The sequence below is a fragment of the Bacillus cereus group sp. BfR-BA-01331 genome (assembly GCF_022663915.1).
In the GTDB taxonomy this organism is placed as follows: Bacteria; Bacillota; Bacilli; order Bacillales; family Bacillaceae_G; genus Bacillus_A; species Bacillus_A mycoides.
Genome location: NZ_JAKUGJ010000009.1, coordinates 188907 through 204237 on the forward strand (window position 1 = coordinate 188907; position 15331 = coordinate 204237).

The following is a 15331-nucleotide window of genomic DNA, read 5'->3' on the forward strand; positions in this document are numbered from 1 at the left end:
ATCCCGCTATTTGCGGGCAGTAAGACGCCCACCTAAAGCAAAGAAGTTGGTTGGGATTTGGGCTGCCCGTAAAAGCCCGATTGATGAGGGCTAATACTCAGTGGGGATGAATAGCCCTCCGCCGATTAAAGTTTCACTTTATAGTTTCACCGAAATAAACAGCTTTATTAAAAAATGTGTTGTTGTATAACAAAAAACTGTTGACTGAATGCTCACTCATTATATAATGGGAATAGGGGATATAATTCAGAAAATTATATATTTTCGAAGATTCTAAAAAAGAAAGAGAGCTTACAAAGAGAGGGGTAGCATAAAATGAATAGCTTACTAATCATTAATTGGCTGGCTGCCATTGCTGTTATTGCTTATGCGGGGTATTTGTTTGTATATCTTATACGAACAAGGATGGCCTACATACAATTAGGAAAAAAGATCGAATTTGACCGTCGTTTTAAAGAGCGTTGGGATCTTCTTAAGGTCAATGTTTTCGGTCAGAAAAAGCTGCTGAAAGATAAAAAGAGCGGCATCATTCACGTTATGTTCTTTTACGGATTTATTCTTGTCCAATTTGGAGCAATTGACTTCGTTTGGAAAGGACTTGCACCAGGATCGCATCTTCCACTTGGACCACTATACCCTGCATTTACATTCTTCCAGGAAATTGTCACACTCGTTATTTTAATTGCAGTCTTTTGGGCTTTTCATAGACGCTATGTTGAAAAGCTTGTTCGTTTGAAACGTAATTTCAAATCAGGTCTTGTTCTTATCTTTATTGGTGGCTTAATGATTTCTGTGCTACTTGGTAATGGGATGGGAATTATATGGCACGGCGAAGAGCTTTCGTGGAGTGAACCAATCGCTTCTGCAATCGCTTACGTTTTCTCAGGGATAAATGAAACCGTAGCCATTTCAGTGTTCTATTTCTCTTGGTGGGTGCATCTATTAATCTTGTTAACGTTTTTAGTTTATGTTCCACAATCAAAACATGCGCATTTAATTGCTGGACCAGTTAACGTATTTTTTGGTCGTCTTTCAAATCCAGGAAAACTTGAAAAAATCGATTTTGAAGATGAAACGCAAGAAACATTCGGTGTTGGTAAAATTGAAGACTTTAGACAAAATCAACTTATCGACTTATATTCCTGCGTCGAATGTGGTCGTTGTACAAATATGTGTCCGGCAACAGGAACAGGGAAAATGTTATCACCGATGGATTTAATTTTAAAACTTCGTGATCATTTAACTGATAAAGGAGCAGCGGTAACATCAAAAGCACCGTGGGTTCCAGTTGTTGCTTTTAATAATACACAAGGAAATCAGTTAGCGATGATGGCAGCTGGAAAAGGACAACAAGAATCAGCGGCTACAGCGCTAGCGTACGACCCAAGTTTAATCGGAGACGTTATTACAGAAGAAGAGATTTGGGCATGTACAACGTGTCGTAACTGTGAGGACCAGTGCCCAGTTATGAATGAGCATGTTGACAAAATTATTGATTTACGCCGCTATCTCGTTTTAACAGAAGGAAAAATGGACGCGGAAGCGCAACGTGCAATGACAAACATTGAGCGTCAAGGTAATCCGTGGGGACTGAACCGTAAAGAGCGTGAAACATGGCGCCAAGGTGACGATGAAGTAACAGTTCCAACTGTAAAGGAGAAATCAAAAGCTGGCGAAGAGTTTGAATACTTATTCTGGGTTGGATCAATGGGTTCGTATGACAATCGCAGTCAGAAGATTGCGATATCATTTGCGAAGCTAATGAACGAAGCAGGCATTTCATTCGCAATTCTTGGTAATAAGGAAAAGAACTCTGGTGATACACCGCGCCGCCTTGGAAATGAATTTGTATTCCAGGAAATGGCGACTAAAAATATTGAAGAATTTGAAAAAGCAGGAGTGAAGAAAATCGTTACGATTGACCCTCATGCTTATAACACTTTTAAAAATGAGTACCCGGACTTTGGCTTACAAGCAGAAGTCTATCATCATACAGAATTACTAGCCCAGTGGGTAAAGGAAGGTCGTTTAAAACCTGTCCATTCTATTGAAGAGACAGTTACGTACCATGATTCCTGTTACTTAGGAAGATACAACGAAGTATACGAAGCGCCGCGCGATATTCTAAAAGCAATTCCAGGTGTAAACCTTGTAGAAATGGCGCGTAACCGTGAAACGGGAATGTGCTGTGGTGCGGGTGGCGGCCTAATGTGGATGGAAGAAACGACAGGTTCTCGTATTAACGTTGCTCGTACAGAACAAGCGCTAGCTGTACAGCCGTCAATTATCGGTACAGGATGCCCGTATTGCTTAACGATGATTAGTGACGGTACGAAAGCGAAAGAAGTTGAAGAAACAGTTCAAACTTTGGACGTAACAGAGATTTTAGAACGCTCAGTTATCGGACAGAAGAAAGAAGCAATGTAGTTTGTAGGAATGCATTCAAATTTAGAAAGAGGTGCAATAATTGCACCTCTTCTAGGCGCAAGGATACCGAGCGAGCGCTCGGTGCTAAAAAAAGAAATGGGGGAAAGAAACATGAGTAAAACAGTTATTTTAAGTGCTGCAAGAACACCGGTTGGAAAATTTGGAGGAACTTTAAAAGACGTGAAAGCAACAGAACTTGGAGGAATCGCAATTAAGGCAGCGCTTGAAAGAGCGAATGTTTCCGCTAGTGATGTTGAAGAAGTTATATTCGGAACGGTTATCCAAGGAGGGCAAGGACAAATTCCATCACGCCAAGCAGCAAGAGCGGCCGGCATTCCTTGGGAAGTGCAGACAGAAACAGTAAATAAAGTTTGTGCATCAGGGCTTCGCGCAGTTACGTTAGCAGATCAAATTATTCGTACTGGTGATCAATCACTGATTGTAGCTGGTGGAATGGAATCGATGAGTAACAGCCCTTACATTTTACGAGGGGCAAGATGGGGATACAGAATGGGTAACAACGAAGTTATCGATTTAAACGTTGCAGACGGTTTAACATGCGCATTTTCAGGTATACACATGGGTGTTTATGGCGGAGAAGTTGCGAAGGAAGATGGAATCTCTCGCGAAGCACAAGATGAATGGGCATATCGTAGCCATCAACGTGCGGTTTCGGCACATAAAGAAGGGCGTTTTGAAGAGGAGATTGTACCAGTAACAATTCAGCAAAGAAAAGGCGATCCTATCGTCGTGGCTAAGGATGAGGCGCCACGCGCGGATACAACGATTGAAAAATTAGCGAAATTAAAGCCTGTATTTGATAAGACGTCAGCGGTGACAGCAGGTAATGCTCCGGGACTAAATGATGGCGGTGCTGCACTTGTATTAATGAGCGAGGACAGAGCGAAGCAAGAAGGAAGAAAACCATTAGCGACAATTTTGGCGCATACGGCGATTGCGGTAGAATCGAAGGATTTCCCAAGAACACCAGGTTATGCAATTAATGAATTGCTGAAAAAGACAGGTAAGACAATTGAAGACATAGATCTATTTGAAATCAATGAGGCATTTGCGGCTGTAGCAATTGCAAGTACAGAAATCGCAGGGATCGATCCGGAAAAATTGAATGTAAATGGAGGTGCTGTAGCAATGGGGCATCCAATTGGAGCGAGCGGAGCACGTATTATCGTTACACTTATCCATGCACTGAAGCAGCGCGGCGGCGGAATTGGAATTGCTTCTATTTGTAGCGGTGGCGGTCAAGGTGATGCAGTGATGATTGAAGTTCACTAATTAAGATTAGAAGATATATAGTTTATTAAGAATTAAGGGGGAAGAAAAAATGAGTGTACAAAAGATTGTTGTAATTGGTGCAGGGCAAATGGGTTCAGGTATCGCACAAGTGTGTGCAATGGCAGGCTATGATGTGAAAGTGCAAGATTTAAAGCAAGAGCAATTAGATAGAGGGCTAGCTGTTATTTCGAAAAATTTAGCCCGCCAAGTAGAAAAAGGCCGTATGAAGGAAGAAGAGAAAGATGCGACTTTAAATCGTCTTACATGGACGCTCGATTTAAATAGTGTCAAAGAAGCTGATCTTATTATTGAAGCAGCTGTTGAAAAAATGGATATTAAAAAGAAAATTTTTGCGAATTTAGATGAAATCGCTCCAGAACACGCAATTTTAGCGACGAATACGTCATCGTTACCAATTACGGAAATTGCAGCGGTAACGAAACGTCCTGAGAAAGTAATCGGCATGCACTTTATGAATCCGGTTCCAGTTATGAAACTCGTTGAAATTATTCGTGGTTTAGCTACAGATGATGCAGTGTATGAAACGATTGAGGATATTACGAAAAAAATCGGGAAAGTGCCAGTTGAAGTAAATGATTTCCCAGGGTTTGTATCGAACCGTATTTTATTACCGATGATTAACGAAGCGATTTATACGTTATACGAAGGAGTAGCGACGAAAGAAGCGATTGATGACGTAATGAAGCTCGGTATGAACCATCCGATGGGACCACTTACGTTAGCTGACTTTATCGGTTTAGATACGTGTTTATACATTATGGAAGTGTTGCATGAAGGATTAGGAGATAGTAAATATCGCCCATGTCCATTATTACGTAAGTATGTGAATGCAGGATGGTTAGGACGTAAAACGGGTCGTGGTTTCTACGTTTACGAATAAAGGCCTCCCTTTATTGAAGTAGTGGTCTTACCAGATTGTTAAAAAGATATATAGCAAACGGAGGCGAAGTACATGAATTTTCATTTTACTGAAGAGCAACAAATGATGAGGAAAATGGTTCGAGATTTTGCACAGAAGGAAATAGCTCCCTTTGTTCCTAGTATGGAACAAGGGGTGTTCCCGAAAGAGATTTTACAAAAGATGGGTGAGCTTGGACTAATGGGTATTCCAGCGCCTGCAAAATATGGCGGGGCAGAAATGGATTTTATTTCTTACATTCTAGCAATTGAGGAAATTTCAAAGGTAAGTGCAACGGTTGGTGTAATTTTAGCTGTACATACGTCAGTTGGAATGAATCCGATTTTATACTTTGGAACAGAAGAACAGAAGCAGAAATATGTTTCTAAATTGGCGACTGGTGAGTATTTAGGCGCATTTGCTCTAACAGAACCGAATGCAGGATCAGATGCAGGTAGTTTGAAATCAAGAGCTGTAAAGAAGGGCGATCACTACATCATTAATGGATCGAAAGTCTTTATTACAAATGGTGGTGAAGCAAGTACATATATCGTCTTCGCGTCTACAAATCCAGAGGCGGGGAAAAGTGGTATTTCAGCATTTATAGTAGAGAAAGATACACCAGGCTTAATCATTGGAAAAGATGAGCATAAGATGGGTCTTCTTGGTTCTCGTACAGTGCAACTTACGTTTGAAGATATGAAAGTGCCGGCCGAGAATTTACTTGGTGAAGAAGGACAAGGATTTAAGGTGGCAATGGCGAATTTAGATGTTGGGCGAATTGGAATCGGAGCGCAAGCATTAGGAATCGCGGAAGCGGCGCTTGCATGTGCGATTGATTATGCGAAAGAGCGTGAGCAATTCGGAAAGCCAATTGCGGCGCAGCAAGGACTCGGATTCAAACTTGCAGATATGGCAACAAGTGTAGAAGCATCGCGATTACTTGTATACAGAGCAGCATCGCTAAGAGCACAAGGATTACCATGCGGTAAAGAGGCTTCTATTGCGAAATTATTTGCTTCTAAGACGGCTGTTGAAGTTGCGATTGAAGCGGTGCAAGTATTTGGTGGTTATGGTTATACGAAAGATTATCCAGTCGAAAGATTTTTCCGTGATGCGAAGATCACGCAAATATATGAAGGAACGAGCGAAATACAAAAGCTTGTAATTAGTCGAGCTTTATAAAAAGGCAGAGGGGGAGATGGGAATGCATTTTAAATTATCAGAAGAACATGAAATGATAAGAAAAATGGTTCGGGATTTTGCAAGGAATGAAGTAGCACCGACAGCAGCTGAACGTGATGAGGAAGAAAGGTTTGATCGCGCTTTATTTGATCAAATGGCAGAGCTTGGTTTAACCGGTATTCCGTGGCCTGAAGAATACGGCGGAATTGGAAGCGATTACTTGGCGTATGTAATTGCCGTTGAAGAATTATCCCGCGTTTGTGCTTCTACAGGTGTAACGTTGTCTGCACATACTTCACTTGCTGGATGGCCAATTTTTAAATTTGGAACGGAAGAGCAAAAACAAAAGTTTTTGCGCCCAATGGCTGAAGGGAAGAAAATTGGTGCATATGGCTTAACAGAACCAAGCTCTGGATCAGATGCTGGTGGAATGAGGACGACTGCAAAACGAGATGGAGACCATTACATTTTAAATGGTTCGAAAATCTTTATTACAAATGGCGGTATTGCTGATATTTATGTTGTTTTTGCATTAACAGATCCTGATTCGAAGCAGCGCGGCACGAGTGCATTTATTGTGGAGAGTGATACGCTAGGATTTTCGGTTGGGAAGAAGGAAAGTAAGCTAGGGATTCGTTCTTCGCCAACAACTGAAATTATATTTGAAGACTGCCGTATTCCTGTAGAGAATTTACTAGGGGAAGAGGGCCAAGGATTTAAAGTTGCGATGCAGACATTAGATGGCGGCCGTAATGGTATTGCGGCACAAGCAGTCGGTATTGCACAATCCGCTTTAGATGCTTCTGTAGAATATGCAAGAGAACGTCATCAGTTTGGGAAGCCAATTGCAGCGCAACAAGGAATTGGCTTTAAACTTGCGGATATGGCAACGGATGTAGAGGCAGCGCGTCTTTTAACATATCAAGCGGCTTGGCTTGAATCTGAAGGGCTTCCGTATGGGAAAGAGTCAGCGATGTCAAAAGTATTTGCAGGTGATACAGCGATGAAGGTAACGACTGAAGCGGTACAAGTATTTGGTGGTTATGGTTATACGAAAGATTATCCAGTAGAGCGTTATATGCGCGATGCAAAGATTACACAAATATATGAGGGAACACAAGAGATTCAAAGGCTTGTAATTTCTCGTATGTTAACGAAGTAGGAACGAAAGCGTAGGTATTTTCCTACGCTTTTTACTTCCAAAAATAATAGAGAGAGGTGAAGGGATGGTTAAACATAATGTACATGCGTCAGTGAAAGATGAAAAATTAGTTGCGTTAAGACGTGAACAAATGATTAAAGGTGCGGTGCAGCTGTTTAAGCAAAAAGGATTCCCACGTACAACAACGAGAGAAATTGCGAAAGCGGCTGGATTTAGTATCGGAACACTTTATGAGTATATTCGCACAAAAGATGATGTATTATATTTAGTTTGTGATAGTATTTATGAACATGTAAAAGAGCGGTTAGAGGAAGTAGTGTGTACAGAGAAGGGAAGTATGGAAAGCTTAAAGATAGCGATAATGAATTATTTTAAAGTGATGGATGAATTGCAAGAAGAAGTATTAATTATGTATCAAGAGGTACGTTTTTTACCGAAAGAATCACTCCCATATGTATTAGAAAAAGAGTTTCAAATGGTCGGGATGTTTGAGGATATTTTAGAGCAGTGTACGGAAAATGGGACATTTACACTAAATAAAAAGGAAATACAGCTTCTTGCACATAATATTTTCATACAAGGACAAATGTGGGGATTTAGACGTTGGGCCCTGCAAAAACTGTATACTCTCGAAGAATATACAGAAATGCAAATTAGGTATGTACTGCAAGGAGCACATATGTCTCCGAAATAAAGAATGGACAAATTATAATTTTATTGCCCGTAAATAGCGGGATAAAAGTTTCCCGTTTTTTTTGTAGCATATTTGTGCGACTTTTGTTTATAATGAATAGTATGGATTTTTTTAAGCAGACCGTTATATATAAGCTTATATTTGAAGAAAGGAAGTGCCGCATAAGTGGGTTTTAAGCAATATTCACCAGAAGAGCTAAAAGAATGTTCAATGATTGAAGTTGTACATAGTGTTTTAGGGAATAAAAGACAAGCAACGACATTCAACGAGTTGGTTCAAGAAATCGCTCAAGTGCTGGGACTATCTCAAGGGCAAGTTAATACGAAACTCGCACAATTTTATACAGATTTAAACATCGATGGACGTTTCATTAATTTAGGAGAAAATCGTTGGGGGCTACGTAGCTGGTACCCATATGAGCAAATTGATGAAGAAATTCTGCCTCAGCCAAAACCGAAGAAGAAACGCAAAGTTGAAGAAGACGGTTTTGACGACTACATTGAAGAAGATGATGTAGAAGAAGAAGCAGAAGAAGTAGAAGAAGATGTAGTAGATTTGGACAAAGTTCTTGAAGACGAAGACGCAGACGATGAAGATGATGATCTTGATGATTTAGAAGAAGATAATGAAGACTTCGCAGAAGAAGAACTTGAGTATGATGAAACTGAAGAAGAAGAAGAGGAAGAGCGGTAGTTCTTGACTTTTCATTATCGTCCATGTAGAATCATTTTTGGGCTCTTTAAAAAAAGACGATAATACTTTTAAAGTGTAAATATAAAAGAAAATTGCTCCCTACTTATTACTTTATGTGATGAGGGGAGCAATTTTCTTTTTTGTTTTTTGTTTAGAAAATAAAAAGAGCCTAACAATAAGATAGATACAGTGTTATCTACATACGTTGCGCTTTGCAACGGTGATTATATAACAACGAAGTAGAAGGGAGTATTTTCATGACTAAGTATATTTTTGTAACAGGCGGTGTAGTATCGTCTTTAGGTAAAGGTATTACAGCAGCATCTCTTGGAAGACTTTTAAAGAATCGTGGTTTAAACGTAACTATTCAAAAGTTTGATCCATACATTAACGTAGACCCAGGGACTATGAGCCCCTACCAACACGGTGAGGTATTCGTAACAGATGATGGTGCAGAAACGGACTTAGACCTAGGTCACTATGAGCGTTTTATCGACATCAACTTAAACAAATACAGCAACGTAACAACAGGTAAAATTTACTCTTCAGTTCTTCAAAAAGAGCGTCGTGGTGAATATTTAGGAGGAACAGTTCAAGTTATTCCTCACATTACTAACGAAATTAAAGAACGTGTATATCGTTCTGGTCGCGAAACAAATGCCGACGTTGTTATTACAGAAATCGGTGGAACTGTTGGTGATATCGAGTCTTTACCATTCTTAGAAGCAATTCGTCAAATTAAGAGCGACATCGGTCGTGACAATGTAATGTACATTCACTGTACGTTAATCCCGTACTTAAAAGCAGCGGGTGAAATGAAAACAAAACCAACGCAACATAGCGTTAAAGAGCTTCGCAGCTTAGGTATTCAACCAAATATTATCGTTGTTCGTACAGAACTACCTGTTTCTCAGGACATGAAAGACAAGCTTGCATTATTCTGTGACATCGATACAAAAGCAGTTATCGAAGCACGCGATGCAGATACTTTATATGCGGTTCCATTATCTCTTCAAGAACAAAACATGGACCAAATCGTTTGTGATCACTTGAAGTTAGACAATCCAGCTGCAGATATGACAGATTGGACTGCGCTAGTTAATAAAGTACGTAACCTTTCTAAGAAAACAAAAATCGCTCTTGTTGGTAAATACGTAGAGCTTCAAGATGCATACATTTCTGTTGTAGAAGCGCTTCGTCATGCAGGTTATTCATTCGACACAGATGTAGAAGTAAAATGGGTAAATGCTGAGCACGTAACAGCAGAGAACGTAAAAGAATTAGTTGGCGACACAGATGGTATCCTTGTACCAGGTGGCTTCGGCGATCGTGGTGTAGAAGGTAAAATCGTTGCAATTCAATATGCTCGTGAAAACAAAGTTCCATTCTTAGGAATTTGCCTAGGTATGCAACTTGCATCAATCGAATTTGCACGTAACGTATTAGGATTAGAAGGAGCTAACTCTTCTGAAATTAATCCTGACACACCTTATGCAATTATCGATTTATTACCAGAACAAAAAGATGTAGAAGATTTAGGTGGTACACTTCGTCTTGGTCTATATCCATGTAAGCTTGCTGAAGAAACAAATGCTTACAATGCTTACAATGAGCCGGTTGTATATGAGCGTCATCGTCATCGTTATGAGTTCAACAATCAATTCCGTCCAGATATGGAAAAAGCAGGATTTGTATTCTCTGGTACAAGCCCAGACGGTCGTCTAGTGGAAATTATTGAATTACAAGACCACCCTTGGTTCGTGGCAGCACAGTTCCATCCAGAACTTGTATCTCGTCCAAACCGTCCACAACCATTGTTCCATGACTTCGTAAGTGCTTCTATTACGAATAAAGAGAGCAAGTAATAAAAAAAAGCGCCTGAAATAGGGCGCTTTTTTTAATATTCATTTAACATTTCATCAATTGTAAATTTCAATCCGTGATAAGCAAATAAAGCTATAATTAAACTTGGGAACCCATAGCGGTTACCTTCATCATCTGGAATAAGACCTTTTAACAGCTTTGTATCAATATGTACATCTGTATATTGTTCCAGTGATTCAACACCTTCTTGAATAGCCGAGATTCCAACGATAGATTGGCCTTCTTCATGAAGTTTTTTCGCGGTTTTTATAATTTCTTCATCTGTCGAAAAACGACTAATAAGAAGTACGCGGTCCGCAGAAGTCACTGCCGCCGGTTCACCGTTTTCTATTAAACGTTTTGCTTGTTTCATTGGTTCGGCGCCAAATAATGCTTCTGAAACAATACCTTCCATTTCGTTTGTACCATGCAAGTAAATGAAGCCGTCGCCAACTAACGCCTGGGCAAGTAGACGAGCGCTATCTTCTATATTCAATTCCTCTTTTTGAGAAATTCGAGAGAAATATCCACTTAATTGAGTCGAGAAAATTTTTAACATGTTGTTGCTCCTTTCTTTCGTGTTAGCTGGTTCTCATTATAGCTTATTTTTTTTGGAAAGGGGAAATAGTAGGGTGGCATAACAAAATAGGAAACGGTAAAATAAGAAAGAATAGGAAGGGATTTGGCAAAGAGTAGCGAAAATAAACCGATAAGATATAAGAAGCTTTAAATCTTGTACTTACACAGAAAGGTTGGGAGTTATGGAAGGGAAAATTTTAATCGTTGATGATCAATATGGCATTCGTGTTTTATTGCATGAAGTGTTCCAAAAAGAAGGTTATCAGACGTTCCAAGCAGCGAATGGATTTCAAGCTTTAGATATCGTGAAAAAAGATAATCCGGATTTAGTAGTGTTAGATATGAAAATCCCAGGTATGGATGGTATAGAGATTTTAAAACATGTAAAAGAAATTGATGAGAGTATTAAAGTGATTTTAATGACTGCTTATGGAGAATTGGATATGATTCAAGAAGCGAAAGATTTAGGAGCTTTAATGCACTTTGCTAAACCGTTTGATATTGATGAGATTCGTCAAGCAGTGAGAGATCAGCTTGCTGTTGAGGCGTAAAAAATGAATTTTTTATAAAAAATATGGAAAAAAGCGTTTACATGGACTATTGAGCAGGTGAATACAGTTGAGTTTTTGAGTACAAGTTGTTATCCTATTGAGTGTAGAAAGAAGTCCGGTATGTAAATATACATATTTTACCTTATTCTGGTCATACTACCAGCGATAAGAATTTATCGGATACAAAAAACGTTTTTTAGGAGGATTCACCATGCCTTTAGTTTCTATGAAAGAAATGCTAAACACAGCACTAGAAGGAAAATACGCAGTTGGTCAATTCAACATGAACAACTTAGAGTGGACTCAAGCTATCTTAGCTGCTGCGGAAGAAGAAAAATCTCCTGTAATCTTAGGTGTATCTGAGGGTGCAGCTCGTCATATGACTGGTTTCAAAACAGTTGTAGCTATGGTTAAAGCTTTAATCGAAGAAATGAACATTTCTGTTCCTGTAGCGATTCACCTTGACCATGGTTCAAGCTTCGAAAAATGTAAAGAAGCAATTGATGCAGGTTTCACATCTGTAATGATTGACGCTTCTCACCACCCATTCGATGAAAACGTTGAAACTACTAAAAAAGTGGTAGAATACGCACACGCTCGTAACGTATCTGTTGAAGCTGAGCTTGGAACAGTTGGCGGACAAGAAGACGACATCATCGCTGAAGGCGTAATTTACGCTGATCCAGCAGAGTGTAAGCACCTTGTTGAAGCAACAGGTATCGATTGCCTAGCTCCAGCTTTAGGTTCTGTACACGGTCCTTACAAAGGTGAGCCTAACTTAGGATTCGCTGAAATGGAACAAGTTCGCGACTTCACTGGCGTACCTTTAGTATTACACGGTGGTACTGGTATCCCAACTGCTGATATCGTAAAAGCTATTTCTTTAGGTACTTCAAAAATTAACGTAAACACTGAGAACCAAATTGAGTTTACAAAAGCTGTTCGTGAAGCATTAAACAAAGACCAAGAAGTTTACGATCCTCGTAAATATATTGGACCTGGCCGCGACGCTATCAAAGCAACTGTTGCTGGTAAAATGCGTGAGTTCGGTTCTAACGGTAAAGCGTAAGAATAAAATTCCGTTTTGGAAACCGTCTAGTCTTTTAGACGGTTTCCTTTCGTTGTATAATGAAAGCGCGAACAAGTCTAAAGATTTTATAAAGTGAATTTTTGGTTTGCGAATATAGAAAATAATGTGCATAGTCCTATTAATAAATGTGGTAAGTATCTGAATTGAGTAATTTGATTCGATGAATAGTTAATCTTCATCTATTTGTATAGCAGGGGAGCTACAGGTGATGGTTTTCTACTTATTGAGTTTCAGGATGGAAAGAGTGATTGAGATTCTTAAGGGGGAATCTTCTACTTCTTATAAAGAAGTAGAAGATAAATACATTCACAAGAAGGGAGCTCAATATGGAAAAGTTGCTAATTGAAGGCGGAAGAGCTTTAAATGGAACGATTCGTGTGAGTGGTGCAAAGAACAGTGCTGTTGCACTAATTCCAGCGACAATTTTAGCAGATACTCCAGTAACTATTGGCGGTGTTCCTAATATTTCGGACGTGAAAATGTTAGGAGACTTACTAGAGGAAATTGGAGGGAAAGTAACTTATGGGCAGGAAGAAGAGATGGTAGTCGATCCTTCTAACATGGTTGCGATGCCTTTACCAAATGGAAAAGTGAAAAAATTGCGCGCCTCTTATTATTTAATGGGTGCAATGCTTGGCCGTTTTAAAAAAGCTGTTATTGGGCTTCCAGGTGGATGTCATTTAGGGCCACGACCGATTGATCAGCATATTAAAGGGTTTGAAGCGTTAGGGGCATATGTTACAAATGAACAAGGTGCCATTTATTTAAGAGCAGACGAACTACGTGGGGCACGTATTTATTTAGATGTTGTTAGTGTAGGAGCTACGATTAATATTATGCTAGCGGCTGTACGAGCGAAAGGTAGAACTGTTATTGAAAATGCAGCGAAAGAACCAGAGATTATTGATGTAGCTACATTGTTAACGAGTATGGGAGCACGTATTAAAGGTGCTGGTACAGACGTAATCCGAATTGATGGTGTGGATTCACTGCACGGTTGTCACCACACTATTATTCCAGACCGTATTGAAGCTGGTACGTATATGATTTTAGGAGCAGCATCAGGAGGAGAAGTAACAGTTGATAATGTTATTCCTCAGCATTTAGAATCCGTTACGGCGAAGCTAAGAGAAGCTGGTGTTCAAATTGAAACGAACGATGACCAAATTACAGTGAACGGCAATAGAAGGTTAAAAGTAGTTGATGTAAAAACGCTTGTATATCCAGGGTTTCCAACAGATTTACAACAGCCGTTTACAACGCTTTTAACAAAAGCGCATGGAACAGGAGTTGTAACTGATACAATTTACAGCGCACGTTTCAAGCATATTGATGAATTACGCCGTATGAACGCGCAAATTAAAGTAGAAGGCCGTTCAGCAATTGTGACTGGACCTGTTTTATTGCAAGGTGCGAAGGTGAAAGCGAGTGACCTACGAGCTGGTGCATCCCTTGTTATTGCGGGTTTAATGGCAGATGGCATTACAGAAGTAACGGGACTTGATCATATTGATCGAGGTTACGAAAATATAGTAGACAAGCTTAAAGGGCTTGGTGCAAACATTTGGCGAGAACAAATGACAAAGCAAGAAATTGAAGAAATGAAGAATGCATAAAGTGAAACTTTAATCAGTATGGGGTATCCCACGCTGATTATTAACCCTCACCAATCGGGATAAGGTGGTGATACTTCCGTTAATGGGGAGCGAAGAATCACTACTAACGGAAGTACACTTTATAGAAAAATAAGGTTCACAAAATACGGCAGAAATATAAAGATTTAAAGGAGAGGGATTATCGTGGAAAGAAGTTTATCTATGGAGTTAGTACGTGTAACAGAGGCTGCAGCATTATCATCAGCGCGTTGGATGGGGCGCGGAAAAAAAGATGAGGCAGATGGTGCAGCAACATCAGCTATGCGTGATGTATTTGATACAATTCCGATGAAAGGTACAGTTGTAATTGGCGAAGGTGAAATGGATGAAGCGCCAATGCTATATATCGGAGAGAAGTTGGGTACAGGATATGGACCACGCGTAGACGTTGCAGTTGATCCTTTAGAAGGGACAAATATCGTAGCAGCTGGCGGATGGAATGCGCTTGCTGTTATTGCAATTGCAGATCACGGCAATTTGTTACATGCTCCTGACATGTACATGGATAAAATAGCGGTTGGCCCAGAAGCAGTTGGTGCAGTTGATATTGACGCACCTATTATCGACAACTTACGTGCAGTGGCGAAAGCGAAAAATAAAGATATCGAAGATGTTGTAGCGACAGTTTTAAACCGTCCACGTCATCAAGCAATTATCGAAGAAATTCGTAAAGCTGGTGCTCGTATTAAATTAATTAACGATGGAGATGTAGCTGGAGCAATCAATACAGCATTTGACCGTACTGGTGTAGATATTCTATTCGGTTCTGGTGGAGCACCTGAAGGTGTATTAGCTGCGGTCGCATTAAAATGCTTAGGTGGAGAAATTCACGGGAAGCTCTTACCTCAAAACGAAGCTGAACTAGCTCGTTGTAAAAGAATGGGTATTGAAGATATCAATCGTATCCTTCGTATGGAAGACTTAGTAAAAGGTGACGATGCAATCTTTGCAGCAACAGGTGTAACAGACGGAGAACTATTACGAGGCGTTCAATTTAAAGGTAGCGTCGGAACAACACAATCACTTGTTATGCGTGCAAAATCAGGCACAGTACGCTTCGTAGACGGACGTCATAGCTTAAATAAAAAACCGAATTTGGTTATTAAATAAAAAGTGCAAGCGGCTCGTTCAGAATCGCAGGGCATTGGAACTCTCGACCTTGAAGCGTTTTTTGCTTCGAGTGAGAGAGTGAAATGCCCGGAGATTCTAGCCGCTGGAAC

At 39.9% G+C, this 15331-nt stretch carries 13 protein-coding genes; 12 read left to right on the forward strand and 1 reads right to left on the reverse strand.

Translation table 11 applies throughout. The features are described 5' to 3' along the window. The first annotated feature begins 315 nt into the window (after positions 1-315). From MR155_RS18165 to pyrG, 8 genes are all read left to right on the forward strand, one after another. Entirely contained in the window at positions 316-2427 is a 2112-nt protein-coding gene (locus MR155_RS18165) for a (Fe-S)-binding protein (protein WP_002144705.1), read from the forward strand. Positions 2428-2436: 9 nt separating this feature from the next. Further along, positions 2437-3720, forward strand: coding sequence for an acetyl-CoA C-acetyltransferase (locus MR155_RS18170; protein WP_078204707.1), 1284 nt, complete (start codon positions 2437-2439; stop codon positions 3718-3720). 49 nt (positions 3721-3769) lie between these two features. After that, positions 3770-4621: a 3-hydroxybutyryl-CoA dehydrogenase gene (locus tag MR155_RS18175; RefSeq protein WP_002089768.1), complete on the forward strand. Its 852-nt coding sequence runs from the start codon at positions 3770-3772 to the stop codon at positions 4619-4621. Positions 4622-4693: 72 nt separating this feature from the next. Then, on the forward strand, positions 4694-5824 hold the full coding sequence (locus tag MR155_RS18180; RefSeq protein ID WP_113936183.1) for an acyl-CoA dehydrogenase: 1131 nt from the start codon (positions 4694-4696) through the stop codon (positions 5822-5824). 22 nt (positions 5825-5846) lie between these two features. Then, positions 5847-6986, forward strand: coding sequence for an acyl-CoA dehydrogenase AcdA (acdA, locus tag MR155_RS18185; RefSeq protein ID WP_002016320.1), 1140 nt, complete (start codon positions 5847-5849; stop codon positions 6984-6986). Between the two features lie 64 nt (positions 6987-7050). Continuing rightward, on the forward strand, positions 7051-7680 hold the full coding sequence (locus MR155_RS18190) for a TetR/AcrR family transcriptional regulator (RefSeq protein WP_219300818.1): 630 nt from the start codon (positions 7051-7053) through the stop codon (positions 7678-7680). A gap of 165 nt (positions 7681-7845) precedes the next feature. Then, positions 7846-8373 (forward strand): DNA-directed RNA polymerase subunit delta, encoded by a 528-nt coding sequence (gene rpoE / locus MR155_RS18195; RefSeq protein WP_002130074.1) that lies wholly within the window; start codon positions 7846-7848, stop codon positions 8371-8373. 257 nt (positions 8374-8630) lie between these two features. Next, positions 8631-10238 (forward strand): CTP synthase, encoded by a 1608-nt coding sequence (pyrG, locus tag MR155_RS18200; protein WP_002016314.1) that lies wholly within the window; start codon positions 8631-8633, stop codon positions 10236-10238. A 32-nt stretch (positions 10239-10270) separates the two neighbouring features. Here the strand turns inward: pyrG and MR155_RS18205 are convergent, their stop codons facing one another. Continuing rightward, positions 10271-10795 carry a DUF2529 domain-containing protein gene (locus MR155_RS18205; protein WP_219300820.1) on the reverse strand — a complete coding sequence of 175 codons (525 nt, stop codon included), beginning with the start codon at positions 10793-10795 and terminating at the stop codon, positions 10271-10273. A gap of 202 nt (positions 10796-10997) precedes the next feature. Between MR155_RS18205 and spo0F the strand changes: the two genes are divergently transcribed. From spo0F to glpX, 4 genes are all read left to right on the forward strand, one after another. Next, positions 10998-11366: a sporulation initiation phosphotransferase Spo0F gene (spo0F, locus tag MR155_RS18210; protein ID WP_000398592.1), complete on the forward strand. Its 369-nt coding sequence runs from the start codon at positions 10998-11000 to the stop codon at positions 11364-11366. Between the two features lie 211 nt (positions 11367-11577). Next, a complete protein-coding gene (locus tag MR155_RS18215) occupies positions 11578-12435 on the forward strand; it encodes a class II fructose-bisphosphate aldolase (RefSeq protein WP_002016312.1) in 858 nt (285 codons plus the stop codon). A gap of 347 nt (positions 12436-12782) precedes the next feature. Continuing rightward, entirely contained in the window at positions 12783-14072 is a 1290-nt protein-coding gene (gene murA, locus MR155_RS18220; protein WP_002034893.1) for a UDP-N-acetylglucosamine 1-carboxyvinyltransferase, read from the forward strand. A gap of 183 nt (positions 14073-14255) precedes the next feature. Continuing rightward, the gene (gene glpX, locus MR155_RS18225; protein ID WP_002016310.1) at positions 14256-15221 is read left to right on the forward strand and encodes a class II fructose-bisphosphatase; all 966 of its coding nucleotides are present in this window, start codon (positions 14256-14258) and stop codon (positions 15219-15221) included. Positions 15222-15331: the final 110 nt, after the last annotated feature.